Source organism: Stenotrophomonas maltophilia complex sp. Om-AH-Sm3 (genome assembly GCF_059337855.1).
In genome coordinates this window covers 60,484-86,395 of record NZ_JBYBLQ010000010.1, presented here as the reverse complement: position 1 = coordinate 86,395, position 25,912 = coordinate 60,484, and the positions used below count along the sequence as shown (strand labels likewise).

Below are 25,912 nucleotides of genomic sequence, written 5' to 3'. Positions count from 1 at the left end.
AGGACCGGACGACGATGAGCGCGGTACAGGCCTTCCTGCAGCATCTGCAGGTGGAGCGGCGGATGTCGGCGCATACGCTTGACGCCTACCGCCGCGACCTGGACGCGCTAGCGGTCTGGGCCGAACCGCGTGGCGTAGCGGTGGAGGCGCTCGATGCCGATGCGTTGCGCCAGTTCGTCGCCGACGAGCATCGCCGCGGCCTGTCGGCCAAGAGCCTGCAACGCCGCCTGTCGGCCTGCCGCAGCTTCTATGCCTGGCTGCTCAAGCACGCGCACATCGAGGTCAGTCCGGCAGCGACGCTGAAGGCACCGCGCGCGCCACGCCGGTTGCCACAGGTCCTCGACGCCGATGAGGCGGTGCAGCTGGTCGAGCTGGAGCCGGAAGGTGAGCTCGGCCGCCGTGACCGCGCGCTGCTGGAACTGTTCTATTCCTCCGGCCTGCGTCTGAGCGAAGTCTGTGCGCTGACCTGGCGTGACCTGGATTTCGACAGCGGGCTGGTCAACGTGCTGGGCAAGGGCAACCGCCAGCGCCGCGTGCCGTTCGGGCGGCCGGCACGCGAAGCACTGCAGGCGTGGCGCGCGGAAAGTGGCGGTGGTCCGGCATCGCCGGTGTTCCCCGGTCGCAACGGGCCAATCAGCCAGCGTGCGGTGCAGATCCGCATCCGCCAGCTGGCGCAGCGCCAGGGCCTGTTCAAGCAGGTGCACCCGCACATGCTGCGGCACAGTTTCGCCAGCCACATCCTGGAATCGTCCGGCGACCTGCGTGGTGTGCAGGAGCTGCTGGGCCATGCCGACATCGCCACCACGCAGATCTATACCCACCTCGATTTCCAGCACCTGGCCAAGGTCTATGACGCCGCGCATCCGCGCGCGAAGCGTCGACGCAGCACCGAGGGCAGCGGAGAAAGCTGAACGTTGGCCCTGCGTCAGCCGGTCGCGGGTGGCTTGAAGGGCGCAGCGCAGTCCCCACCTCTGGTTCTGTCACCCCGGAGGCATCATGGACCCCAGTCAGAACCCCAACGTTTTCCACGCCACCACCATCGTCTGCGTCCGTCGCGGCGAGCACGTGGCCATTGCCGGCGACGGCCAGGTCACGCTGGGCCACACCGTGATGAAGGGCAACGCGCGCAAGGTGCGCCGCCTTGGCCGCGACGGCCAGGTGCTGGCCGGCTTCGCCGGTGCCGCTGCCGATGCCTTCACCTTGTTCGAGCTGTTCGAGGCCAAGTTGGAAAAGCACGGCCAGCTGCAGCGCGCCGCGGTCGAGCTGGCCAAGGATTGGCGCACCGAGCGCCGCCTGGGCAAGCTCGAAGCCCTGCTGGCAGTGGCTGACAAGGAAACCTCGCTGATCATCAGCGGCACCGGTGATGTGATCGAGCCGGAGGACGGCATCATCGCCATCGGCTCCGGTGGTTCGTACGCCCTTTCGGCTGCGCGGGCGCTGATGGCGCACACCGAGCTGGATGCACGCACCATCGCCAGTGAAGCGATCGGCATTGCCGGCGACATCTGCATCTACACCAACCGCAACGTGGTGGTCGAGGAGCTGTGAGGGTCGTGCCGGCTGCTGGCCGGCAACCTCATGTCCCCCGCACGCGTGCCTGGTTGCCGGCCAGCGGCCGGCACTACCGACAATGAATCCGTGAGCACATCCATGTCGAAGATCGAAGTTTCCTCCGCCACCATGACCCCGCGCGAGATCGTGCAGGAACTGGACCGGCACATCGTGGGCCAGCACGACGCCAAGCGCGCGGTGGCCATCGCCCTGCGCAACCGCTGGCGTCGCATGCAGCTGCCGGCGGAGCTGCGCAATGAAGTGATGCCGAAGAACATCCTGATGATCGGCCCGACCGGTGTCGGCAAGACCGAGATCGCGCGCCGCCTGGCCACGCTGGCCAACGCACCGTTCGTAAAGGTCGAAGCCACCCGCTTCACCGAAGTGGGCTACGTCGGCAAGGACGTCGAGCAGATCATCCGTGACCTGGCCGACACCGCGGTCAAGCTCTATCGCGAACAGGCCAAGGTGCGCGTGCGTACCCAGGCCGAAGAACGCGCCGAAGACCGCATCCTCGATGCGCTGCTGCCGCGTCGTAGCGGCGGCATCGGTTTCGATCCTGAAGTCGCCCGCAACGAACCGTCGGCGCAGGACAACGAGACCCGCATCAAGTTCCGCAAGATGCTGCGCAACGGTGAGCTGGACGAGCGTGAGATCGAGCTCGACCTGGCGGCCAATGTCAGCATGGACATCATGACCCCGCCGGGCATGGAGGAAATGGGCCAGCAGCTGAAGTCGATGTTCGCCAACCTCGGCGGCGGCGCGAAGGCGCACAAGCGCACGCTGACCATCAAGGCCGCGCGCCCGCTGCTGATCGAGGAAGAAGCGGGCAAGCTGGTCAACGAGGATGACATCCGTACCGCCGCAATCGAGGCGTGCGAGCAGCACGGCATCGTCTTCATCGATGAGATCGACAAGGTCGCCAAGCGTGGTGACAACGTGGGCGGTGGCGACGTTTCCCGCGAAGGCGTGCAGCGCGACCTGCTGCCGCTGGTGGAAGGCTCCAACGTGTCCACCAAGTACGGCACGATCAAGACGGACCACATCCTGTTCATCGCGTCGGGCGCGTTCCACCTGGCCAAGCCCAGCGACCTGATTCCGGAGCTGCAGGGCCGTTTCCCCATCCGCGTGGAACTGGGTGCGCTGAGCAAGGGTGATTTCGTGCGTATCCTGACCGAGCCGAAGGCTGCGCTGACCAAGCAGTACGAAGCGTTGCTGGCCACCGAAGGTGTCAAGGTCAGCTTCACCGCCGATGCCATCGACCGCCTGGCCGAGATCGCCTTCCAGGTGAACGAGCGCCAGGAAAACATCGGCGCGCGCCGCCTGCATACGGTGCTGGAGCGCCTGCTGGATTCGCTCAGCTACGAGGCACCGGACCGCGATGGCGAAACCCTGGCCATCGACAGCGCCTACGTCGATGCACACCTGGGTGAGCTGGTGCAGGACCCGGACCTGAGCCGCTACATCCTGTAACGCCCGATCCGGCCGGATCCCTCGCCACGGTGAGGGCCCTGACTCCATCCACTGCAACAGAAAAGGCCGCCGCAGGGCGGCCTTTTGCGTTGGCGGTCAGCGCGATTGCCGCGTGCGGTAGGCCTGCAGTACCTGATCGATCACCGCACTGGTGCGGGCGGCGCTGATGCCGTCCGAGGGCGTGCGCCCGTTGCCGCGCAGTTCATCCACGAGAGAGGCGATCAACGGTTGCTGGATCGACGACGGGTTGGGAATGTCGAAGGCCTGCACACCGGCTCCGGTCTCCAGCACCACCGGAACATCCTCGAAGGTCGCAAAGCGCAGCTGGCCGCGGTCGCCGGTGATCTCGACCTCATCCTGGCGGCGGAACGCGCAGAAGCTCCATTGCGCGATGCCGTGCGCGCCCGCTCCAGTGCGGAAGCACATCGAAACGCTGTCCTCGGCGGCATAAGCGCCGGTCAACGAACTGGCCAGGCCGCGCACATCGCTCAGCGGCCCCAGTAGATGATCGAGCAGGTCCAGGGTGTGCGAGCCCAGATCGACGAACAGCCCGCCGCCGGAGATTGCGGGATTGGTCCGCCAGAAGTCCGGCGATGCGGCGTTCACCGAATGCGGCCGATGCAGGGTGGCGCGAACGCTGCGCGGTGTACCGATCGCGCCGCTGTCCAGCAGCTGCTTCACCTGCGCGAATCTGGGCAGGGCGCGGCGGTAGTAGGCGACGAACACGGGCACGCCACGGCGTGCACTGGCTTCCAGGATGCGCTCGCATTCGGCGAGGTCCAGGGCCATGGGTTTCTCGATATAGACCGGCTTGCCCGCCGCAATCGCCTGCAATGCGTACTGCATGTGCGTGGAGGGCGGTGTTGCAACGTACACCGCGTTCACGTCCGGATCGCCGATCAGCGCGTCGGCATCCGTGTACCAGCGTGGCACCGCGTGGCGCCGCGCATAGTCTTCGGCCAATGCGGCATTGCGGCGCATGACCGCCGCCACCCGTGAGCCGGGTGTGCTGGCCAGGGCGGGGCCGCTCTTCTTCTCGGTGACGCTGCCGCAGCCGATGAAGCCCCACACCACGTTGTCCAGGATCATGGGTCTGTCCTCACAGTGGGGCTGCGGTGGCGGCAGTGAACCCGCTCATGCCTCGGGCAGCGGCTCGGGCACGGTGCCGGGAACGAACACGCCGTCCTTTACGTAGGCGGCCAGGGTCATGTCCAGTGCGAGCATGCCATCGCGCTTGAGGTCCATCAGTTCCGGTTCGACCATCGCACCGTGCAGTACGCCCAGCACGGTGGCGTGCAGCATGCGTGCGGCGATCTTCGGGTCTGCACCCTCGCGCAGCTGGCCCAGATCGCGGGCGCGGCGCAGGGCGCGCTCCATCCGGTCCAGCGCATCGCGGAAACCGGCCTGCTGCAGTTCGGTCAGCACCTTGGTGTCGGCCGAGGCATCGCTGCGCAGCATGATCTCCATGGTCTTGCGCAGGCGCTCGTCCTCGGACAGTTCGATGAACGAGTGGATCATCACTGCGCGCAGGTCGTGCACCGGCGTGTCGCGCTGGTCGGTCGAGGTGCGCTCCAGCTCCTGCATGAAAGGCAGATGCACGCGCTCGACGATCGCGGCCAGCACCTCGCTCTTGTTCTTGAAGTGCCAGTAGACCGCACCGCGGGTATAGCCGGCGCGGGCACCGATCATCTCCAGCGTGGTACGGGCCACGCCGTGTTCATGGAAGCAGGCTTCGGCGGCGTCAAGGATGCCTTCCCGGGTTGCCTGGGTGTCCTCTTTGGTCTTGCGGGCCATGGATGGGTACGAGTGCGGGTGAAACGTGGCTGAATTGTACCGGTTTACAAACAAACAAGCATGTATGTATATTTCGCTCCCATCATTCCCGTCGTGTGCGTGGCAGGCCGGTCCGGTTACCACTCCCCGCTGGTGAGCGTTGCCTGCTGGCGCTTTCGGCCTGTATCAGCGCGATTTGAGATTCCTTCCCCTAAGAGCCTTTCCGTCATGTTGCTGAGCCGAATCCGACCCTTTGCACTGTCGCTGGCGATCGCCGCGACCGTGGCTGCCTGCGGCGGCCAACCCCAGGCCCCCGAGCAGGGCCCGGGTGACGTCACTGTGGTCACGCTGAAGTCCGAGACCGTGGGCCTGACCCGCGAACTGCCGGGCCGTACCAACGCCTACCTGGTCGCCGAAGTGCGCCCGCAGGTCAATGGCATCGTTGCCAAGCGCCTGTTCACCGAAGGTGGCATGGTCAAGGCCGGCGAGCCGCTGTACCAGATCGAGGACGCCAGCTACCGCGCCCAGGCCAACAGTGCCCGCGCCCAGCTGGCCCGCGCCGAGGCCACCGCCAACGCCGCCCGGCTGAGCGCCAAGCGCATCACCGAGCTGGCCAAGGTCGATGCGGTCAGCCAGCAGGACCTGGAAAATGCCGTGGCCGCGCAGAAGCAGGCCGAGGCGGATGTCGGCGCCGCGAAGGCATCGCTGGATGCGGCCAACGTCACCCTGGGCTACGCCCGCATCACCGCGCCGATCAGCGGCCGCATCGGCAAGTCCAGCGTCACCCAGGGTGCGCTGGTCAGCGCCGGCCAGGCCAATGCACTGGCTACCGTGCAGCAGCTGGACCCGATCTATGTCGACCTGACCCAGTCTTCGGCCGAGCTGCTGCAGCTGCGCCGCGAACTGGCCGCCGGTCGCCTGCAGGACAACCAGACCCTGCCGGTCAGCATCCTGATGGAAGACGGCAGCACCTTCGAGCACAAGGGCACGCTGGAGTTCTCCGAAGTCAGCGTCGATCCGACCACCGGCAGCTTCGGCCTGCGCGTGAAGGTGGACAACCCGGACGGCCTGCTGATGCCGGGCATGTACGTGCGTGCGGTGATCGGCGGCGGCGTGCGCAGTGATGCCGTGCTGGTGCCGATGCAGGGCATCGCCCGCGATCCGAAGGGCGATACCACGGCGATGGTGGTCGGCAAGGACAACAAGGTCGAAGTACGCCCGGTCAAGGTCAGCCGCACGGTTGGCGACAAGTGGCTGGTCGAGGACGGCCTGAAGGCCGGTGACAAGGTCATCGTCGAAGGCCTGCAGAAGATCGGCCCCGGCATGCCGGTCAAGGCCACCGAAAAGGGCGACGTACCGGCCAAGCCGGCGGCCGCCGCCCAGCCTGCCGCCCCGGCCGGCGACGCGAAGTAAGCGGAGAACCCCATGGCACGCTTTTTCATCGATCGACCCATCTTCGCGTGGGTGATCGCCATCATCATCATGCTCGCCGGCGGCCTGGCCCTGTTCAAGCTGCCGGTCTCGATGTACCCCAACGTCGCACCGCCGGCGGTGGAAATCAGCGCCACCTACCCGGGTGCATCGGCCAAGGTGGTCGAAGACTCGGTGACGCAGATCATCGAGCAGAACATGAAGGGCCTTGATGGCCTGATCTACTTCTCCTCCAACAGCTCGTCCAACGGCCAGGCCACCATCACCCTGACCTTCGAGAGCGGCACCAACCCGGACATCGCCCAGGTGCAGGTGCAGAACAAGCTGCAGCTGGCCATGCCGCTGCTGCCGCAGGAAGTGCAGCGGCAGGGCATCAACGTGGCCAAGTCCAGCTCGGGCTTCCTGAACGTCATCGCGTTCGTGTCCGAGAACGGCAGCATGGACGCCAACGACATCGCCGACTACGTCGGTTCCAATGTCGTCGACCGCCTCAGCCGCGTGCCGGGCGTGGGCAACATCCAGGTATTCGGTGGCAAGTACGCCATGCGCATCTGGCTGGACCCGAACAAGCTGCATACCTATGGCCTGTCCGTCGCGGAAGTGACTGCGGCGATCAAGGCGCAGAATGCCCAGGTGGCGATCGGCCAGCTCGGCGGTGCGCCGTCGGTGAAGGGCCAGCAGCTCAACGCGACCATCAACGCGCAGTCGCGCCTGCAGACCCCGGAACAGTTCCGCAACATCATCGTGCGCGGCGCGCAGGACGGTGCCGAGCTGCGCCTGGGGGATGTCGCCCGCGTCGAACTGGGTGCCGAGTCCTACGACTTCGTCACCCGCTACAACGGCCAGCCGGCCAGCGGCCTGGCGGTCACCCTGGCCACCGGCGCCAATGCGCTGGATACCGCTGCCGGCGTGGATGCTGCGCTGGACGACATGAAGAGCTTCTTCCCGGCCGGGCTGAAGGCCGAGATCCCGTACGACACCACGCCGTTCGTGCGCGTGTCGATCAAGGGCGTGGTGCAGACCCTGCTCGAAGCGATCGTGCTGGTGTTCGTGGTGATGTACCTGTTCCTGCAGAACTTCCGTGCCACCCTGATCCCGACCATCGCCGTGCCGGTGGTGCTGCTGGGTACCTTCGGCGTGCTGGCGATGCTGGGCTTCTCGGTGAACATGCTGACCATGTTCGCGATGGTGCTGGCGATCGGCCTGCTGGTGGACGATGCCATCGTGGTGGTGGAGAACGTCGAGCGCATCATGTCCGAGGAAGGACTGTCGCCGCTTGAAGCGACCCGCAAGTCGATGGGCCAGATCACCGGTGCGCTGGTGGGTATCGGCCTGGTGCTGTCGGCGGTGTTCGTGCCGATGGCCTTCATGAGCGGATCCACCGGCGTGATCTACCGGCAGTTCTCGGCCACGATTGTCTCTGCAATGGCGTTGTCGGTACTGGTGGCGATCGTGCTGACCCCGGCACTGTGCGCGACCATGCTCAAGCCGCTGAAGAAGGGCGAGCATCATGTTGCCCACCGCGGCCTGGCCGGTCGCTTCTTCAACGGTTTCAACCGTGGCTTCGACCGCACCAGCGAAAGTTACCAGCGTGGTGTGCGCGGCATCATCCATCGTCCGTGGCGCTTCATGGGCATCGTGGCGGCACTGTTCGTGCTGATGGGCGTGCTGTTCGTGCGCCTGCCCAGCTCGTTCCTGCCCAACGAAGACCAGGGCGTGCTGATGGCGCTGGTGCAGGCCCCGGTCGGCGCCACCCAGGAGCGCACGCTGGAATCGATCGCGGCATTGGAGAACCACTTCCTGCAGAACGAGAAGGATGCGGTGGATTCGGTGTTCTCCGTGCAGGGCTTCAGCTTCGCCGGCATGGGCCAGAACGCCGGCATGGCGTTCGTCAAGCTGAAGGACTGGAGCGAGCGTGACGCCAACAATGGCGTGATGCCGATCACCGGTCGTGCGATGGCAGCCCTGGGACAGATCAAGGATGCTTTCATCTTCGCCTTCCCGCCGCCGGCCATTCCGGAACTGGGTACCGCCTCGGGCTACACCTTCTTCCTCAAGGACAACAGTGGCCAGGGCCACGAGGCACTGGTGGCCGCGCGCAACCAGCTGCTCGGCCTGGCAGCCGGCAGCAAGAAGCTGGCCAACGTGCGCCCGAACGGCCAGGAAGACACGCCGCAGTTCCGCATCGACATCGACGCGGCCAAGGCGACCTCGCTGGGGCTGTCGATCGACCAGATCAACGGCACGCTGGCCGCTGCCTGGGGCAGCTCGTACATCGACGATTTCGTCGATCGTGGCCGCGTCAAGCGCGTGTTCGTGCAGGCCGACCAGCCGTTCCGCATGGTCCCGGAGGACTTCGACCTCTGGTCCGTGAAGAACGACAAGGGCGAGATGGTGCCGTTCAGCGCGTTCGCCACCAAGCACTGGGATTACGGTTCGCCGCGCCTGGAGCGCTACAACGGTGTGTCGGCGATGGAAATCCAGGGCGAACCGGCCCCGGGTGTTGCCTCCGGCGATGCCATGGCCGAGATCGAGCAACTGGCCAAGCAGCTGCCCGCGGGCTTCGGCATCGAGTGGACGGCGATGTCCTACCAGGAACGCCAGGCGGGCTCGCAGACGCCGTTGCTGTACACGCTGTCGCTGATGATCGTGTTCCTGTGCCTGGCCGCGATGTACGAAAGCTGGAGCGTGCCGACGGCGGTGCTGCTGGCGGCCCCGCTGGGTATCCTCGGCGCAGTGCTGGCCAATACCTTCAAGGGCCTGGAGCGCGACATCTATTTCCAGGTGGCGATGCTGACCACGGTAGGCCTGACCAGCAAGAACGCGATCCTGATCGTCGAGTTCGCCAAGGAAAACCTGGAGAAGGGCGCGGGCCTGATCGAGGCGATCATGCATGCGGTGCGCGACCGCCTGCGCCCGATCGTGATGACCTCGCTGGCCTTCGGCATGGGCGTGGTACCGCTGGCGATCTCCACCGGTGCCGGCTCCGGCGCCAAGCAGGCGATCGGCACCGGCGTGCTCGGCGGCATGATCGTCGGCACCGTGCTCGGCGTGTTCTTCGTACCGCTGTTCTTCGTAGTGGTGCAGCGCGTGTTCAAGCGCAAATCCACGACGTGATCGAAACGGTAGTGCCGGCCGCCGGCCGGCACTGCCTCCTGCCATCCGGCAGTACCGATGGAAGTCATTCCCATGAAAAGTGCATCCCTGTTCCTTTCCGTTGCCGCCGCGCTCGCGCTGGTCGGCTGCTCCACTCTGGTGCCGAAGAACACCGCCGTCGCTCCGGCAATTCCGGCGCAGTGGCCGGCCGAGGCTGTACAGGGCCAGGTGGCCGATGTCGCCGCCGTCGGCTGGCGCGACTTCTTCACCGATGCGCGCCTGCAGCAGGTGATCGAGCAGTCGCTGCAGAACAACCGCGACCTGCGCGTGGCCGTGCTCAACGTTGAACGCGCGCGCGGCCAGTACCGCGTACAGCGCGCCGACCGCGTGCCCGGCGTGGCCGTCACCGGCCAGATGCAGCGCCAAGGCACCGACGCTGGCGTCACCGAGCAGTTCACCGCCGGTGTCGGCGTGGCCGAGTTCGAGCTGGACCTGTTCGGCCGCGTGCGCAACCTGAGCGAAGCGGCACTGCAGCAGTACTTTGCCGTAGCTGCCAATCGTCGCAACGCGCAGCTGAGCCTGGTGGCCGAGACAGCGACGGCGTGGCTGACCTACGGTGCCGATGCCCAGCGTCTGAAGATCGCCGATGCCACGCTGAAGACCTACGAGGATTCGTTGCGCCTGGCCGAGGCCCGCCACGAGCGTGGCGGCAGTTCGGCACTGGAATTGACCCAGACCCGCACGCTGGTGGAAACCGCGCGTACCGACGCCGCGCGCCTGCGCGGCCAGCTGGCCCAGGACCGCAACGCGCTGGCCCTGCTGGCCGGTGGCCAGCTGGACCCGGCACTGCTGCCGGACAGCATCGAACCGCAGTTGCTGGCACTGGCGCCGCCGCCGGCCGGCCTGCCCAGCGATGTGCTGCTGCAGCGCCCGGACATCATGGCCGCCGAACACCAGCTGCTGGCCGCCAATGCCAACATCGGCGCGGCACGTGCTGCGTTCTTCCCGAGCATCTCGCTGACCGGCAGCATTGGCAGTGGCTCCAGCGAATTGTCCAGCCTGTTCGACAGCGGCACTCGCGTATGGAGTTTCCTGCCGAAGATCACCCTGCCGATCTTCCAGGGCGGCAAGCTGCGCGCCAACCTGGCCGTCGCCAACGCTGATCGTGATATCGCACTGGCGCAGTACGAGAAGTCGATCCAGGTGGGCTTCCGCGAAACCGCCGATGCGCTGGCGTTGAATGTCAGCCTGGATGAACAGGTCAGTTCACAGCAGCGCCTGGTGGAAGCGGCCGAACAGGCCAACCGCCTGTCGCAGGCACGTTACGATGCCGGCCTGGACAGCTTCGTGACCCTGCTGGACGCACGACGTACTGCCTACAACGCGCAGCAGACCCAGTTGCAGGCGCAGTTGGCCCAGCAGGCCAACCGCATCACCCTGTACAAGGTGCTGGGCGGCGGCTGGCACGAGCGCGGCTGAAAGAAAGCCGGCCAGCGGCCGGCTCTACCTGGACGATCGTTGGTAGTGCCGGCCGCTGGCCGGCATTGTCATTCCGGGCCCGCTACACCGCTTCATCGTCGCGCCGCGCCGCATGGCAGGCGCGAACGCGCGCCAACGCATCGCCTGCTTCGCGGGCCATCTGCTCGTACTCGGCACGGATCTCTTCCAGGCGCGCTTCGTCCAGTTCTTCCAGATCGAGCAGTTCGTTGTTGGCTTCGGCCGTCGCCCGGATCAGCTCGTCCAGCTTGATCTGCATCGCGGCGGTGTCCGCGTTCTGCGTGTGCTGGATCAGGAACACCATCAGGAAGGTGATGATGGTGGTGCCGGTGTTGATCACCAGCTGCCAGGTGTCGTTGAAACCGAACACCGGACCACTGATGCCCCAGATCACCACGATCCCTACCGCGGCCAGGAAGGTCCACGGTGAGCCGGTGGCTGTCGCGGCCTTCTTGGCGATCGTATTGAACAGGTTGCGCGCTTTCATCGTCGTCGTGTTCCCACTCAGGTGACGAGGATGATCGGCAGTGACCCGTGCAGGCGCCGTGCAGCGCCGGTCAGGCGCGCATGCGCTGCAGTCGTGGCGCCTGCAGGCTGCGCACCGGGCTGCTCTGGTAGACGTGCTGCCAGCAACGGTCGACGAACTCACGGGCCTGGGCTTCGCTCAGCCGCGGCATGATCTGCAGGGCGTACTGGGTCTGGAACATCTCATCACGTTCGGCCTCGCTGGCGCGCGGCTGGGTGATCAGCGAATCACAGGCGAACTTGATCCACGGCACGTACGAGCCGAACGAGTTGTGCGGCAGTGCGCCTTCGGCATGCTGGCGGCGCCAGTGGTCAAGCTCGGCGTCTACGTTGATGACCGGAGGAATGGTGGGGACTTCAGCGTGCATGACAATCCAGTTCGGTTGAGTGGAAAGGGAGTGGGGGTTCATCGGAGTGTGGCGTATGTGGCGGTGCATGCCGCGTCAGCGGGATGTGGAGCCGGCGTGGCGATTGCCGATCAATTGCGCATGCTCGACCGCACCGAGGTCCTCGGCCATGTCGGCCATCGCATTGCACAGGCGCTCCTGGTCGAGCGGGTGGCGGCGGACCAGCTCCAGTTGCATGTGCTGATAGGCAGTCCAGAACAGCGCGCCGCGCCGGTGCAGTGCATATTGCTGCTGCAAGCGTTCGCGGATCGGATCGAGGATCGGGTCTGTCGTGGGGCGTACGGCGTGCGCGCACATGGCTGGCTCCGCCGGGGAAAGGGTGCCCCGGTTGACCCCACCGTAGGCGTGTCAGCCGCGTGGGGTGTTACCGCAGCGTGTGCGCGTGATCTGGCTGACTGTGCACGGGGTCACGCCGTTGCCCGCAAAGGCCTCTGGCACAAGGGCGCACCGGCGCTGAAGCGTTCATTAAATGTGTTGCAGAGACGAGTGCGTGTGGCTCATTCGCCGATGTCCTCGTTCCAGATGTCGGGATGACGGCTGATGAAATCGCCCAGCAGGTCCACGCATTCCTGATTGTCGAGGTCGATCACGTTGACGCCGTTCTCGCGCAGCCAGTCGATGCCGCCCTGGAACGTGCGCGATTCGCCCACCACCACGGTGCCGATGTTGAACTGGCGCACCAGACCCGAGCAGTACCAGCACGGCGCCAGGGTGGTGACCATGATGGTGTCCTGGTAGCGGCGCTGGCGGCCGGCCTTGCGGAAGGCGTCGGTTTCGCCGTGCACCGACGGGTCGCCTTCCTGCACGCGGCGGTTGTGGCCGCAGCCGAGCAGGCGGCCGTCGTTGTGGTACAGCGCCGCGCCGATCGGCACGCCGCCCTCGGCCAGGCCCTGGCGGGCTTCGGCGATGGCGGTCTGCAGCAGGGCCTGGTAGTCGGGCGTGGTGATCATGCGGGGGCTCCGGTCAGTCGTGGCCCGCCATCATACGGGCAGGGGGTGCCGCTGGCCCCCGGCGGTGCGATAATCGGGGCCATGAGCGAATCCCCCTACAAAGCCGGTACCACCCATTTCGGGTTCCGCGACGTCGCCGCCAAGGACAAGCAGAAGCTGGTCGGCCAGGTGTTCACCTCGGTCGCGCGCAACTACGACCTGATGAACGACCTGATGAGCCTGGGCGTGCACCGGGCGTGGAAGCGCTACTACGTGGCGACCGCGCAGGTGAAGCCGGGCGACCGCGTGCTCGATCTGGCCGGCGGCACCGGCGACATCGCCGCCCTGCTGAAGGAACGCGTCGGCGCCGAGGGCTCGGTGGTGCTGGGCGACATCAACGCCGGCATGCTGTCGGTCGGCCGCGACCGCCTGACCAACCGCGGCCTGGTGCTTGGCCTGGACTACGTGCAGTGCAACGCCGAAGCGCTGCCGTTCCCGGACAACAGCTTCGACCTGGTCACCATTGCCTTCGGCCTGCGCAACGTGACCGACAAGGACGCCGGCCTGCGCGAGATGTACCGCGTGCTGAAGGTGGGCGGCCAGGCCCGCGTGCTGGAGTTCTCCGAAGTCACTGCCGACTGGTTCAAGCCGATCTACGACTTCCACTCGTTCAAGATCCTGCCCAGGCTGGGCAAGTTGTTCGCCAACGATTCGGACAGCTACCAGTACCTGGCCGAGAGCATCCGCAAGCATCCGCCGCAGGACGAACTGAAGGCGATGATGGGGCAGGCCGGCTTCGAGCGCTGCCACTACAAGAACCTGACCGGCGGCATCGTCTCGATCCACTCCGGCTACAAGCTGTAAGCCCGGTGTTCCGGTAGTGCCGGCCGCTGGCCGGCACCTGCGCGGGCAACCACCGGGCGACGGGGTTGCCGGCCAGCGGCCGCCACTACCGGCGCTGTGCCTGCCATTACCCCGCACCGCGCAACGCCTGCCGGGCCCGAGGGAGGTACCATTGGGGTTTGATCCCCGTAACGGTCCCGATTCATGCGTAATCCGCTGATGCTCCTTCCGCTGGCCGTGGCCCTGGCCGCCGGCTGCTCCCAGGAGGCGGCCGCGCCCGCCGCCGCCCCGACTGCCGCAAAGGCCCCTGCCGCCCCCGTGAACGCCGAGAACCGCAGCCACGACGAGAGCTCGTACGCCGAGCCGGACAAGGTCGTCATCAAGGACATCGCGCTGGATCTGAAGCTGGACTTCGACCAGAAGCAGATCGGCGGTACCGCCACCTACACCCTGGAATGGAAACAGAAGGACGCCAGGCAGCTGGTGCTCGACACCCGCGAGCTGACCGTGTCCAAGGTCGAGGCCGTTGCCGCCGACGGCGCGCGCAGCCCGCTGAAGTTCGAACTGGCCCCGGCCGACAAGGTGTTCGGCAGCAAGCTGACCATCGAGGCTGCGGAACAGCCGGCCAAGGTGGAAGTGACCTACCACACCGCACCGACCGCCTCGGGCCTGCAGTGGCTGGCGCCGTCGATGACCGAGGGCAAGAAGCTGCCCTTCATGTTCAGCCAGTCGCAGGCCATCCATGCCCGTTCCTGGGTGCCGCTGCAGGACACCCCGAGCGTGCGCTTCACCTACAGCGCGCACGTGGTCTCGCGCCCGGACGTGATGGTGCTGATGAGCGCCGACAACGATCCGAAGGCCGCGCGTGATGGTGACTACACCTTCAAGATGCCGCAGCCGATTCCGTCCTATCTGCTGGCCATCGCCGCTGGCGACCTGGTGTTCGAGCCGATCTCCGGCCGCTCCGGCGTCTGGGCCGAGCCGACCATGGTCAACAAGGCCGCCAAGGAATTCGAGGACACCGAGAAGATGATCGGTGCCGCCGAGAAGCTGTACGGCGAATACCGCTGGGGCCGCTACGACATGCTGGTGCTGCCGCCGTCGTTCCCGTTCGGTGGCATGGAGAACCCGCGCCTGACCTTCGCCACCCCGACCGTGATCGTCGGCGACAAGTCGCTGGTCTCGCTGGTCGCCCACGAACTGGCGCACAGCTGGTCGGGCAACCTGGTGACCAACGCCAGCTGGAAGGACATCTGGCTCAATGAAGGCTTCACCACCTACGTCCAGGGCCGCATCACCGAAGCCCTGTACGGCAAGGAAATGGCCGAGATGGAGAAGCAGATCGACCAGACCGACCTGCTGGCTGAAGTGAAGGACATGAGCCCGGCCGACCAGGCGCTGGCGCTGCCGCCGCTGAACGAGCGTGATCCCGACGAAGCCCTCAGCCAGGTGGCCTACGTCAAGGGTGCGTGGTTCCTGGAATTCCTGGAGCAGCGCTTCGGCCGCGAGACCTTCGATCCGTTCCTGCGTGGCTGGTTCGATGACCATGCTTTCCAGAGCGCGAACACCGACCAGTTCGTCGATTACATGAAGAAGAACCTGCTGCCGAAGAATCCGTCGGCAGTGACCGAGGCCGAACTGAAGGCATGGCTGGACGAGCCGGGTATCCCGGCGTTCGCGGCCAAGGCGCAGTCGCGCAACTTCAGCAGCGTCGATACCGCGCGCATCGCCTTCGCCAGCGCCGGCACCGTGCCGAGCAGCCAGGTCATCGCCGACTGGAGCACGCAGGAATGGGTGCGCTTCATCGATGGCCTGGGCGCGACCCAGCCGCTGGACAAGCTGGCCACGCTGGACAAGGCCTTCCACTTCACCGGCACCCCGAATGGCGAGATCGCCATGCGCTGGTACCCGCTGGCGATCCGCAGCGGCTACGAGCAGGCCAATGAAGGCGCGGCGGCATTCATCGAGCGCGTCGGCCGTCGCAAGCTGATCCTGCCGATCTACGCCGAACTGGTGAAGACCCCGAAGGGGCTGGAGCTGGCCAAGCAGGCCTTCGAAAAGGCCAAGCCGGGCTACCACCCGATCACCACCGCCTCGGTGCAGGACATGCTGGCCAAGGCTGAAGCCAAGTAAGCGGTAGGGCCGGCTGCTGGCCGGCAACCGGTCACTGCTTCACCACCAACGGCGGGGAAACCCGCCGTTGGTGTATCCGCTTTTCGCTGCCGATAGAATCGGGATGCACTCGCATAGGACCTCCGCCATGAAACGACTGATCCTGCTCACCGCCTGCACCCTGGCGCTGGCCGCCTGCAGCAACCCCGAGGAAGAACGCAAGGCGCAGGAAGCCGCCGCAGCCGCCGTGCGGGCGCAGAAGGAGGCCAAGGCCGAAGACGTGGCCAAGCAGTACGACATGGCCGTGGCCGCGCAGGACTGGGAACGCGCGCGCCTGCATGGTGCCTCGCTGCTGGACCAGTACAAGGACACCGCCGCCGCCGATCGCATCGCCGGGGGCTTCGACGAGGTCAAGGCCAAGGGTGACGCCGCGCGCGACCTGCGCCGCATGCAGGCGCTGTGGCAGTACAACCAGATCCCGGTGGGCAGCAAGGGCAACCAGGTTTCGGCGCAGATCTACAGCAAGGAACGGGTGGACGTGGATGGCAGCGGTGCCAAGCCGGTGCAGCTGGTGTTCCGCGATCATCCGGAGTGGAAGCGGCATGCCTACCTGGTGCTGCAGGCCGGCGATTTCCGTTGCCCGCAGTGCACGGTGAAAGTGACCGTGGACGACGGCAAGCCGGTGTCGATGGCCGCGTGGCGCCCGAAGACCGATGAAGCCATCGCCCTGTTCATCACCGATCAGAAAGCGCTGTGGAAACTGGCGCGCAAGGGCAAGTCGATCAGCATCGAGTTCCCGGTCAAGGCCGGCGGCACCCGTACGGCGGTGTTCGAGACCGGCGGCGTCGACGCCAGCCGCATGCCGCAGTGGTGGCAGTGATGGTCGCGACGGGCAGCGCGATGCACGCGTTGTCCGCGATCCGGCACTGGGTGTTCGACATGGACGGCACGCTGACTGTGGCCGTGCATGATTTCGCCGCGATCCGCCGCGCACTGGAGATCGCCGCCGAGGAAGACATCCTCGACCATATCGCGGCGTTGCCGGATGCACCGGCGCAGGCCAAGCGTGAGTGGTTGCTGGATCACGAGCGCGCGCTGGCCGAGGACGCGCTGCCGGCGCCGGGTGCGGTGAAGCTGCTGCGCGCGCTGGCGGCGGCTGGCTGCCGGCTGGGCATCCTGACCCGCAATGATCATGCGCTGGCGAAGCTGACGCTGGAGGCGATCGGGGTCGGGGCGTTGTTCGACGATGCCGACATCATTGGTCGCGATGAAGCGGTGCCCAAGCCCTCGCCGGAGGGCCTGCAGCAGCATCTGCGGCGATGGGGCATCGGGCCTGCGCAGGCGGTGATGGTGGGTGACCACGCCCACGACCTGGAGTGCGGCCGTGCGGCCGGCACGCATACCGTGCTGGTCAACCTGCCAGAGAACCCTTGGCCGGGCCGCGCCGACTGGCATTTCGCCGATTGCCGCGCGCTGCTGGCCGCCTGGCAGGCCGCATGACCGGCGCGCGCAAGCCGAGCATGGGCTCGGCTCTACAGAGAGCAGGCAACGTGTCGGTCGGAAGTTCCGGTAGTGCCGGCCGCTGGCCGGCAGTGTCGACCAAGGTCGACACCCACCGATCAGATGCGCGGGCAGTTCGGCTTACGCGCCCAGCGCGTAACCGAACTGCTGCTTGAACTGCTCGTTGAACTCATCGAAGGTGAAACGCTGGTTCTGCGTGCCCGGATGCTCGACCTTCAGTGCGCCCATCAGGTTGCCCATGCGGCCGATGGTCAGCCAGTCGTAGCCCTTCTGGATGCCGTAGATCAGGCCTGCGCGGAAGGCGTCGCCACAGCCGGTCGGGTCGACCACGCGGCGCTCGTGCGCCGGCGGGATGTCGTAGCTCTTTTCCGGAGTGTGGATGACCGCGCCCTTCGGGCCACGGGTGGTGATGTAGGCCTTGACCCGGCTGACGATCTCCTTCTCGTCCCAGCCGGTGCGCTCCTGCAGCAGGTTCGACTCGTAGTCGTTCACCACCACGTAGTCGGCCTGCTCGATGAAGGCGCGCAGTTCCGGGCCGTTGAACAGCGGCATGGCCTGGCCCGGGTCGAAGATGAACGGGATGCCGTCTTCGTGGAATTCCTGCGCGTTCTGGATCATGCCTTCGCGGCCGTCCGGGCCGACCAGGCCCAGGGTGACGCCCGGCACCCCACGCACGTGGTTCTCGTAGGAACGCATCATCGCGCCCGGGTGGAAGGCGGTGATCTGGTTGTTGTCGTGGTCGGTGGTGATGAACGCCTGCGGGGTGAACAGCTCATCGATCACGCGCACGCGCGACAGGTCGATGCCCAGGCCTTCGAAGTATTCGCGGTACGGGCCGAAGTCCGAACCCACGGTGCCCATCGGGATCGGCTGGCCGCCCAGCAGGTGCAGGTTGTAGGCGATGTTGCCTGCGCAGCCGCCGAACTCGCGGCGCATGCGCGGCACCAGGAAGGACACGTTCAGGATGTGCACCTTGTCCGGCAGGATGTGATTCTTGAACTGGTCCGGAAACACCATGATGGTGTCGAAGGCAAGAGAACCACAGATCAGAGCGGACATCGATGTAAGCCTATGCGGTGAATTTTGGGGTGGGCCGGCCCGGTTCAGCGGGCAAGCAAACGGCGCCCTTGGGCGCCCGACGGCGCAAAGGTTACCCGCTGGTGCCGCTCAGGGCCAGAACCGGGTGAGACCCGATCAGGCCGAAAGCCTGTGAAGACGCGGGTTCAGCTAGTTTTTTCCTTGCTCGGCGGCAGGCGGGTTGCTAGGCTTGTCGGCCTCGATTTCTGCCCATTTTTTCGCCATCCCGCGGCGGGCACGACACCCCTCAGGACTCCTTCCTCAGATGTTCAAGAAACTCCGTGGCATGTTCTCCAACGACCTGTCCATCGACCTGGGCACGGCCAACACCCTCATCTACGTGCGCGGGCAGGGGATCGTGCTGAACGAGCCGTCGGTCGTGGCCGTGCGCCAGGACCGTGCCATCGGTGGCACCCGCTCGGTGGCAGCCGTCGGCGCCGAAGCCAAGCAGATGCTGGGCCGTACCCCGGGCCACATCACCACCATCCGCCCGATGAAGGACGGCGTCATCGCCGACTTCACCTATACCGAGGCGATGCTCAAGCACTTCATCAAGAAGGTGCACAAGTCGCGCGTGCTGCGCCCGAGCCCGCGCGTCCTGGTCTGCGTGCCGGCCGGCTCGACCCAGGTCGAGCGCCGCGCGATCAAGGAATCGGCCGAGGAAGCCGGTGCCCGTGACGTGTTCCTGATCGAAGAACCGATGGCCGCCGCGATCGGCGCCGGCATGCCGGTCACCGAAGCCCGTGGCTCGATGGTCATCGACATCGGCGGTGGCACCACCGAAGTGGCGGTCATCTCGCTCAACGGCATCGTCTATTCGGCCTCGGTCCGCATCGGCGGCGACCGCTTCGACGAGTCCATCACCAACTATGTGCGCCGCAACCACGGCATGCTGATCGGTGAAGCCACCGCCGAGCGCATCAAGGTCGAGCTGGGCTGCGCCTACCCGCAGGCGGAAGTGATCGAGATGGAGATCTCCGGCCGCAACCTCGCCGAGGGCGTGCCGAAGATGATCAAGATCAGCTCCAACGAGGTGCTCGAGGCCCTGCACGAGCCGCTGTCGGGCATCGTCAGCGCGGTCAAGCTGGCGCTGGAGCAGACCCCGCCGGAACTGTGCGCCGACGTCGCCGAGCGCGGCATCGTGCTGACCGGTGGTGGCGCCCTGCTGCGCGACCTGGACCGCCTGATCTCCGAGGAGACCGGCCTGCACGTGCAGGTGGCCGACGACCCGCTGACCTGCGTGGCGCGCGGTGGCGGCCGTGCGCTGGAGCTGGTGGACATGCACGGCAACGAGTTCTTTGCGCCGGAATAAGCCGTCCCGGCCGTTCCTGCCCGCCGCGCCCTTCCGGGGTGCGGCCCGCCGTGATGGCGGGCCGGCACCGGCGGGGCGCCCGCGTGTTTCCCTTCCGCCTTCTGCCAGTTGAATCGTTGCCGTGCCGCCCTACGCCGGTCCTCCCGTCGCCTCCCGATCCGGTGATGCCGCCAGCCCCCTGCGGTTGCTGGCCTATCTCGCGTTGGCCATCACCCTGATCGTGCTTGATGACCAGGCCGGCTGGCTGGCACGCCTGCGCGAGCAGGCCAACAGCCTGGTACAGCCGGTATGGGCACTGGCTGGCCTGCCCGGCAAGCTCGGCAACCAGGTCAAGGACTCCGCCGCCAGCCATACTCAGCTGGTCGCCGAAAACCGTGAACTGCGCAACCAGCTGCTGCTGGCCAACGCGCGCCTGACTCGCCTGCAGACCGCCGCGCTGGACAACGCCCAGCTGCGCGAACTGCTGAACGTGGCCGAGCGCAGTGGCCTGGACGTGCAGCTGGCGCCGATCCTGGACATCGACCTGGACCCGGTGAAGCAGCGCCTGGTGCTCGACGCAGGCAGCCGCGAGGGCGTGCACGTCGGCCAGGCGGTGATCGACGCCGGCGGCTTGATGGGGCAGGTGATCAGCGTCACCGGTGGCACCTCCACCGTGCTGCTGCTGACCGATCCCGACCACGCGGTGCCGGTCACCGTGGCCCGCAACGGCGTGCGCCTGATCGTCTATGGCCGCGGCGACACGCTGGAACTGCGCGACATCCCGCTCAGCGCCGGCGTGGAAGTGGGCGATGAGATCGTCACCTCCGGCCTCGGCGGGCGCTTCCCGGCCGGCTTCCCGGTCGGCACCATCACCGGCCTGCGCCCGGACGACACCCACGCCTTCCTGGTCGGTGAACTGAAGCCGGCGGCCCAGCTCGACCGCGGCCGCGACGTGCTGCTGCTGCGCCCGGGCGCGGCGATCCGCATTCCGCCGGAGCTGCGCCTGCAGCTGGAAGAAACCGCCCCGGGGGGCCCGGCCACCGGCGCCAGCGTGCCTGCGGGAGCCGCGCCAGCGGCAACGACGCCAGCTCCGGTCAGCTCCCCGGTAGCGCCGGTTGCTGGCCGGCAACAGCCCTCGTCGCAGACGAGGACTGTTGCCCCCGCATCCTCCCTTAACCCCGCGCCTCAACAAGAGGGGGGCTCTCCCCCAGCTGGATCCACGGTAGTGCCGGCCGCTGGCCGGCAACCGACCACGCCGGAGGCCCAGCGATGAGCCGCCTGCGCGACAACCCGTGGGTGCTGCCGGCCAGCCTGGTGGTGGCGCTGCTGCTGGGCCTGCTGCCGCTGCCGGCGCTGCTGCAACCGCTGCGCCCGTATTGGCTGGCGCTGGTGCTGGCGTACTGGGTGATCGAAGCTCCTGAGCGCGTCGGCCTGGGCATCGCCTTTGCCAGCGGCGTGGTGGCCGACCTGCTGTACGGCGGCGTGCTGGGCGAACAGGCACTGCGGCTGGTAATGCTGGCCTTCATCCTGCAGCGCTTCCGTGCCCGCATCCGCTTCTTCCCGATGTCCCAGCAGATGCTGGCCATCGGCGGCCTGCTGTTCAACGATCGCATCGTCAGCGCGCTGGTCCACATCGTGGTGGATGAGCCGACCCTGCCCTGGTCGTACTGGTGGGCGCCTCTGCTGGGCATGGGCCTGTGGCCGCTGGTGTTCGTGCTGCTGGACGCGGTGCGCTTCGGCAAGCGCGGGCGCTGAGCCATGATCCCGCGCCGCCAGGTCAAGAACCCGCACGCCGAAGCCGAGCAGTTCCGCCGCCGTGCGGCGCTGGGTTTCCTGGGCGTGCTGGTCTGCCTGCTGGGCCTGGGCGGCTGGTACTTCAAGCTGCAGGTGCTGGACCACGACGTGTACGCCACGCGCTCGGAAGCCAACCGCATCAAGCCGCGGCCGGTGGTGCCAGGGCGCGGCATGATCTACGACCGCAACGGTCGCCTGCTGGCCGAAAACGTGCCGGCCTTCCGCCTGGACGTCACTCCGGACAAGGTCAAGGACATGGATGCCACCCTGGAAGGGCTGGCGAAGATCATCAGCATCAGCCCGGAAGAGCTGGAAGCATTCAACAGGTCGCGCAAGGCGCGCCGCAAGTTCCTGCCGGTCACGCTGAAGCTGCGCATGAGCGACGAGGAGATGGCGCGCTTTGCCGTCGACCGCTGGCGTTTCCCGGGGGTCGAGCTGGAACCCTACCTGACCCGGCGCTATCCCTATGGCGATCTGTTCGCGCACATCATCGGCTACGTCGGCCGCGTTGATGACAAGGATCTGGAGATCCTCGGCGAAGGCAATGCCGCGCTGACCCACATCGGCAAGTCCGGCCTGGAACGCTATTACGAGCAGCAGCTGCGCGGCAAGGTCGGCTACGAGCAGGTCGAGACCAACGTGCAGGGTCGCGCTATCCGCACCATCGGCCGCGTCGCCGCGCAGTCCGGTGCCGACCTGCGGCTGTCGATCGACGCCGACCTGCAGCGCGCGATGGTGGCCGCGTTCGGCGACCAGGAGGGTTCGGCGGTGGCGATGGATCCGCGCACTGGCGAAGTGCTGGCGATGGTCAGCCTGCCGTCCTACGACCCCAACCTGTTCGTCAACGGCATTTCCCATGCCGACTTCAAGGCCTTGAACGAAAACCCGTCGCGGCCACAGTTCAACCGCCTGGTGCTCGGTGGCGTCGCTCCCGGTTCCACGCTGAAGCCGCTGATCGGCCTGGCGGGACTGGACTCCGGCGTGCGCCGCCCGGAAGACAAGGTGCTCTCCACCGGCATGTTCTACCTGCCGGGCACCTCGCGCGGCTGGGGTGACGCCCACCGTGGCGGCCACGGCTGGACTGATCTGCGCAAGTCCATCGCCGAGTCGGTCAACACCTATTACTACAAGCTGGCGCTGGACCTGGGCATCGAGCGCTTCGACCATTACATGGAGTACTACGGCTTCGGCCAGCCGACCGGCATCGACCTCACCGGCGAGATCGGCGGCATCCTGCCGTCGCCCGCCTACAAGCGGAAGAGCCGCAAGGAAGCCTGGTATCCCGGCGATACGGTCAACATCAGCATCGGCCAGGGTGACTGGAAGGTCACCCCGCTGCAGCTGGCGCGCGGCGTCAGCGGCCTGGCCGACGGCCAGCTGCGCACCCCGCACCTGGTGATCCAGCAGCGCGAAGGCTTCGACAGCGACTGGACGGCGATGCCGCCCGGCGAGAGCAAGCCGGTCAGCCCCAATCCCAACAACGTGCAGGCCGTGCGCGAGGGCATGATGGCAACCATGCGGCCCGGCGGCAGCGGCTGGCGCGTGGCCGTCGGTGCGCCGTACGTGATGGCCGGCAAGACCGGTACCGCACAGGTCATCAGCCGCAAGGGCACCGCCGCCGTGAATCCGAAGAGCCTGCCGATGCATCTGCGTCACCGCGCACTGTTCGTCGGCTTTGCGCCGGCGGACAGCCCGGTCATCGCAATTGCGGTGGCAGTGGAAGGTGGTGGCTATGGTGGTTCGGCCGCGGCGCCGATCGCACGCAAGGTGTTCGACGCTTACCTGTTGGGCAAGATGCCCGAAGGCATGCAGCCGCTGGACAGCGAGCGCGGCACCACCGCCATCGGCGCCACCGCGTTCGACAACGAAGACGCGGGCGCGCGCCAGGCCGGTGACCTCGCCGCTGCACAGGTGGGAGAGCATCCGGTGCTGATTGGTGCACCCGCACCCGCACCCGCGCCTGCGCCTGCGCCGCAGCCGGGTGCGCCGGCCGCCACGCTGCCAGCCACGCCGCGCCCGGCCCCTGCGGAGCCCGCACGATGAGAGTATTCCTGCGCTGGGCCGGCGACATGCTGCGCCGCTTTTTCAGCACGCTGGACTGGGTGCTGTGCCTGGCCCTGGGCGCGCTGATGGTGATTGGCCTGGCGACCCTGAAGAGCGCTGGTGGCGACAGCCTGGTGATGGCGCAGGGCGCGCGTTTCGCGGTGGGCATGGCCGCACTGTGGGGCATCTCGCGGGTGCCGATCCTGCGCATCCGCTCGGCCACGCCGATGATCTACGCGATCTCGATGATCCCGCTGCTGGCGGTGTTCGTGCTGGGCACCGGTAAATATGGCCGGCAGTGGCTGGACCTGAAATTCTTCTACCTGCAGCCGGCCGAGCTGCTGAAGGTGAGCCTGCCGATGATGGTGGCGTGGTACCTGCACAAGATGCCGCTGCCGCCGCGCTTCAATACCGTGCTCGTGGCCTTGATCATCATCGGCGTACCCACCGGCCTGGTGATGCTGCAGCCGGACTTCGGTACTGGCGTGCTGATCGCCGCCAGCGGCGTGTTCGTGCTGCTGCTGGCGGGCCTGCCGTGGTGGTGGGTTGGGCTGGGCGTGGGCGGTGTGGCTGCGGTCGCGCCGGTGGCCTGGTTCTGGTTGCTGCGGCCGTACCAGAAGGACCGCATCATGATGTTCCTGGACCCGGAGATGGACGCGCTTGGCGCCGGCTGGAACATCATCCAGTCGAAGATCGCCATCGGTTCCGGCGGCTTCGATGGCAAGGGCTGGGGCGAAGGCTCGCAGTCGCACCTGAACTTCATTCCCGAGCAGACCACCGACTTCGCGTTCTCGGTGCTGAGCGAGGAATTCGGCTGGATCGGCGTGGCCACCGTGCTGGCGCTGTACCTGGTGGTGATCGGGCGTTGCCTGTGGATCGCCAGCCAGTCACGCGATTCCTATTCGCGCCTGCTGGCGGGTGCCACCGGCCTGGCGTTCTTCGTCTACGTGCTGGTGAATGGCGGGATGATTTCCGGCCTGCTGCCGGTGGTAGGCGTGCCGATGCCGCTGATCAGCTACGGTGGTACCTCGGCGGTCTCGCTGCTGGCCGGCTTCGGGCTGGTGATGGCGGTGCGCAGCCACAATCCAGTGCACGGCGGCTACGGTTGAGTCCGGCGTCGGGGTCAGATCCCTTTTTCCACAGGAAAAAGGGATCTGACCCCGCAGCTCGGCTACGGAGAGCAGGAGCACCCTGACAGCTTCACGCAAGCACCCGTTGCTACCGTGCCCGCGTGAAATGGAAACGACTGACTGGCGGCTGCCGTGAGGCGCTGCGCACGATCGATCTGCCGTTGCTGGGCGCGTTGTTGATCCTGATGGGCGCCGGCCTGGCGGTGCTGCACAGCGTGTCCGGCCCGGTGGCCGGGCAGGCGGCACGCTTTGCCGGTGGGCTGTTGGCGATGTGGCTGCTGTCGCGTGTTTCGCTGCTGCGATTGCGTGCGTGGACCCCTGCGATCTACGCGCTGTCGATGCTGCCGCTGATGGCGGTGTACGTCATCGGCACCGGCAAGTACGGGCAGCGCTGGCTGAACCTCGGCGTGTTCTACCTGCAGCCGTCCGAGCTGCTCAAGCTCAGCCTGCCGCTGATGATGGCGTGGTACCTGCATCGGCAACCACTGCCGCCCTCGCCGCGCACGGTATTGACCGCCGCGCTGCTGATCGGCGTGCCGGCGGTGTTGATCCTCATGCAGCCCAACCTCGGCACCGCCACGTTGGTCACTGCCAGTGGCGTGTTCGCGTTGTTGCTGGCTGGCTTGCACTGGGGCTGGTTGGCGACCGGGGCGGCAGGGCTGGCAGTGGCTGCACCCCTGGCGTGGTTCGGCTTGCTGCGGCAATACCAGAAGGATCGTGTGCTGACCTTCCTCGACCCGGCGGCCGACCCGCTTGGTACCGGCTGGAACATCCTGCAATCGCGCATCGCGATCGGTTCCGGGGGCTGGCAAGGACGTGGCTGGGGGCAGGGCACACAGGCCACGCTCGATTTCCTGCCCGAGTACACCACCGACTTTGCGTTCTCGGTGCTGGCCGAAGAGTTTGGCTGGATCGGCGTGGCGACGCTGTTCGCGCTGTACCTGTTCGTGGTGGGGCGTTGCCTGTGGATTGCGGTGCACGCGCGCGACACGCACGCGCGATTGCTGGCCGGTAGCCTGGGGCTGGCGTTCTTCGTCTACGTGCTGGTGAACGGCGGAATGATTTCCGGCCTGCTGCCGGTGGTGGGCATTCCGATGCCGCTGATCAGTTATGGCGGGACCTCGGCGGTTTCGCTGTTGGCCGGCATCGGGCTGGTGATGGCGGTACGCGGGCATCGGCCCGTGCACGGGGGATAGCGTTTCCAGCCAACGGCGCAGCCCCTCGTGGGTGGTGTCTGGGTGGTCGCGGAAAGCAGAAGCCGCGGGTGGGCCGGTCGGGTTGGGTACGCGGGGAACGCCGTGAATCCGTCCCTGGAGGCTTGGCAGCCGCATCCATGCGGCTGACACCCCCGCGTACCCAACCCGACCGCCCTCTGACAGATTTTGGCGGTCTGCCACCCACGGAGAAGCAAGAGAAAAT

General features: G+C 66.9%; 23 protein-coding genes. 16 read left to right on the top strand and 7 right to left on the bottom strand.

The annotated features are described in order from the left end of the window. Window positions 1–14: 14 nt before the first annotated feature. The 3 genes from xerC (at window position 15) to hslU (ending at window position 3,024) form a co-directional block, all read left to right on the top strand. On the top strand, window positions 15–911 hold the full coding sequence (gene xerC, locus AC10QF_RS13570) for a tyrosine recombinase XerC (RefSeq protein ID WP_005419436.1): 897 nt from the start codon (window positions 15–17) through the stop codon (window positions 909–911). 85 nt (window positions 912–996) lie between these two features. Next, window positions 997–1,548: an ATP-dependent protease subunit HslV gene (gene hslV / locus AC10QF_RS13565; RefSeq protein ID WP_005411093.1), complete on the top strand. Its 552-nt coding sequence runs from the start codon at window positions 997–999 to the stop codon at window positions 1,546–1,548. A gap of 102 nt (window positions 1,549–1,650) precedes the next feature. Then, window positions 1,651–3,024, top strand: a complete 1,374-nt coding sequence (hslU, locus tag AC10QF_RS13560) for an ATP-dependent protease ATPase subunit HslU (RefSeq protein WP_180869320.1) — start codon at window positions 1,651–1,653, stop codon at window positions 3,022–3,024. 96 nt (window positions 3,025–3,120) lie between these two features. Here hslU and AC10QF_RS13555 read toward each other — a convergent pair whose 3' ends face one another. Further along, complete coding sequence (locus tag AC10QF_RS13555) at window positions 3,121–4,113, bottom strand: Gfo/Idh/MocA family protein (RefSeq protein ID WP_494542374.1); 993 nt, start codon at window positions 4,111–4,113, stop codon at window positions 3,121–3,123. 45 nt (window positions 4,114–4,158) lie between these two features. Continuing rightward, on the bottom strand, window positions 4,159–4,818 hold the full coding sequence (gene smeT, locus AC10QF_RS13550; RefSeq protein WP_061479699.1) for an efflux transporter SmeDEF transcriptional repressor SmeT: 660 nt from the start codon (window positions 4,816–4,818) through the stop codon (window positions 4,159–4,161). Between the two features lie 207 nt (window positions 4,819–5,025). Between smeT and smeD the strand changes: the two genes are divergently transcribed. From smeD to smeF, 3 genes are read left to right on the top strand one after another with little or no spacing between them, the layout of a single operon-like run. Then, window positions 5,026–6,210 (top strand): multidrug efflux RND transporter periplasmic adaptor subunit SmeD, encoded by a 1,185-nt coding sequence (gene smeD / locus AC10QF_RS13545; RefSeq protein ID WP_069139164.1) that lies wholly within the window; start codon window positions 5,026–5,028, stop codon window positions 6,208–6,210. A 12-nt stretch (window positions 6,211–6,222) separates the two neighbouring features. Further along, complete coding sequence (gene smeE / locus AC10QF_RS13540; protein ID WP_065178027.1) at window positions 6,223–9,345, top strand: multidrug efflux RND transporter permease subunit SmeE; 3,123 nt, start codon at window positions 6,223–6,225, stop codon at window positions 9,343–9,345. Between the two features lie 57 nt (window positions 9,346–9,402). Then, complete coding sequence (gene smeF / locus AC10QF_RS13535) at window positions 9,403–10,803, top strand: multidrug efflux RND transporter outer membrane subunit SmeF (protein ID WP_494542373.1); 1,401 nt, start codon at window positions 9,403–9,405, stop codon at window positions 10,801–10,803. Window positions 10,804–10,885: 82 nt separating this feature from the next. Here the strand turns inward: smeF and AC10QF_RS13530 are convergent, their stop codons facing one another. From AC10QF_RS13530 to AC10QF_RS13515, 4 genes are all read right to left on the bottom strand, one after another. Next, window positions 10,886–11,308 (bottom strand): low affinity iron permease family protein, encoded by a 423-nt coding sequence (locus tag AC10QF_RS13530; RefSeq protein ID WP_069139167.1) that lies wholly within the window; start codon window positions 11,306–11,308, stop codon window positions 10,886–10,888. A gap of 70 nt (window positions 11,309–11,378) precedes the next feature. Further along, the gene (locus tag AC10QF_RS13525; protein WP_005411085.1) at window positions 11,379–11,714 is read right to left on the bottom strand and encodes a hypothetical protein; all 336 of its coding nucleotides are present in this window, start codon (window positions 11,712–11,714) and stop codon (window positions 11,379–11,381) included. 75 nt (window positions 11,715–11,789) lie between these two features. After that, a complete protein-coding gene (locus tag AC10QF_RS13520; RefSeq protein ID WP_095378282.1) occupies window positions 11,790–12,050 on the bottom strand; it encodes a hypothetical protein in 261 nt (86 codons plus the stop codon). A gap of 200 nt (window positions 12,051–12,250) precedes the next feature. Then, window positions 12,251–12,703: a nucleoside deaminase gene (locus tag AC10QF_RS13515; RefSeq protein WP_005419409.1), complete on the bottom strand. Its 453-nt coding sequence runs from the start codon at window positions 12,701–12,703 to the stop codon at window positions 12,251–12,253. An 81-nt stretch (window positions 12,704–12,784) separates the two neighbouring features. Here AC10QF_RS13515 and ubiE point away from each other — a divergent pair, with 81 nt between their 5' ends. The 4 genes from ubiE to AC10QF_RS13495 all read left to right on the top strand — a co-directional run bounded on the left by ubiE (window position 12,785) and on the right by AC10QF_RS13495 (window position 17,137). Continuing rightward, the gene (gene ubiE / locus AC10QF_RS13510) at window positions 12,785–13,546 is read left to right on the top strand and encodes a bifunctional demethylmenaquinone methyltransferase/2-methoxy-6-polyprenyl-1,4-benzoquinol methylase UbiE (RefSeq protein WP_005419407.1); all 762 of its coding nucleotides are present in this window, start codon (window positions 12,785–12,787) and stop codon (window positions 13,544–13,546) included. Window positions 13,547–13,729: 183 nt separating this feature from the next. Continuing rightward, on the top strand, window positions 13,730–15,658 hold the full coding sequence (locus AC10QF_RS13505; RefSeq protein ID WP_111098682.1) for a M1 family metallopeptidase: 1,929 nt from the start codon (window positions 13,730–13,732) through the stop codon (window positions 15,656–15,658). 127 nt (window positions 15,659–15,785) lie between these two features. After that, window positions 15,786–16,517 (top strand): hypothetical protein, encoded by a 732-nt coding sequence (locus AC10QF_RS13500; protein WP_494542372.1) that lies wholly within the window; start codon window positions 15,786–15,788, stop codon window positions 16,515–16,517. Continuing rightward, the gene (locus AC10QF_RS13495) at window positions 16,517–17,137 is read left to right on the top strand and encodes an HAD family hydrolase (protein WP_494542371.1); all 621 of its coding nucleotides are present in this window, start codon (window positions 16,517–16,519) and stop codon (window positions 17,135–17,137) included. The genes AC10QF_RS13500 and AC10QF_RS13495 overlap by 1 nt, the downstream gene beginning before the upstream one ends. 141 nt (window positions 17,138–17,278) lie before the next feature. Here AC10QF_RS13495 and AC10QF_RS13490 read toward each other — a convergent pair whose 3' ends face one another. Continuing rightward, entirely contained in the window at window positions 17,279–18,217 is a 939-nt protein-coding gene (locus AC10QF_RS13490) for a carbohydrate kinase family protein (protein WP_005419403.1), read from the bottom strand. A gap of 283 nt (window positions 18,218–18,500) precedes the next feature. On the opposite strand from AC10QF_RS13490, the gene AC10QF_RS13485 reads away from it, so the two are divergent. The 6 genes from AC10QF_RS13485 (at window position 18,501) to rodA (AC10QF_RS13460) (ending at window position 25,689) form a co-directional block, all read left to right on the top strand. Beyond that, on the top strand, window positions 18,501–19,547 hold the full coding sequence (locus AC10QF_RS13485; protein ID WP_005419402.1) for a rod shape-determining protein: 1,047 nt from the start codon (window positions 18,501–18,503) through the stop codon (window positions 19,545–19,547). 121 nt (window positions 19,548–19,668) lie between these two features. Then, entirely contained in the window at window positions 19,669–20,799 is a 1,131-nt protein-coding gene (mreC, locus tag AC10QF_RS13480) for a rod shape-determining protein MreC (RefSeq protein ID WP_494542370.1), read from the top strand. Beyond that, window positions 20,796–21,281, top strand: coding sequence for a rod shape-determining protein MreD (gene mreD, locus AC10QF_RS13475; protein WP_005419400.1), 486 nt, complete (start codon window positions 20,796–20,798; stop codon window positions 21,279–21,281). The genes mreC and mreD overlap by 4 nt, the downstream gene beginning before the upstream one ends. A 3-nt stretch (window positions 21,282–21,284) precedes the next feature. After that, the gene (mrdA, locus tag AC10QF_RS13470) at window positions 21,285–23,363 is read left to right on the top strand and encodes a penicillin-binding protein 2 (protein ID WP_494542369.1); all 2,079 of its coding nucleotides are present in this window, start codon (window positions 21,285–21,287) and stop codon (window positions 23,361–23,363) included. Beyond that, window positions 23,360–24,472, top strand: coding sequence for a rod shape-determining protein RodA (gene rodA, locus AC10QF_RS13465; RefSeq protein WP_005419392.1), 1,113 nt, complete (start codon window positions 23,360–23,362; stop codon window positions 24,470–24,472). The genes mrdA and rodA (AC10QF_RS13465) overlap by 4 nt, the downstream gene beginning before the upstream one ends. A 122-nt stretch (window positions 24,473–24,594) precedes the next feature. Next, complete coding sequence (gene rodA, locus AC10QF_RS13460) at window positions 24,595–25,689, top strand: rod shape-determining protein RodA (RefSeq protein WP_005419391.1); 1,095 nt, start codon at window positions 24,595–24,597, stop codon at window positions 25,687–25,689. Window positions 25,690–25,912 lie beyond the last annotated feature (223 nt).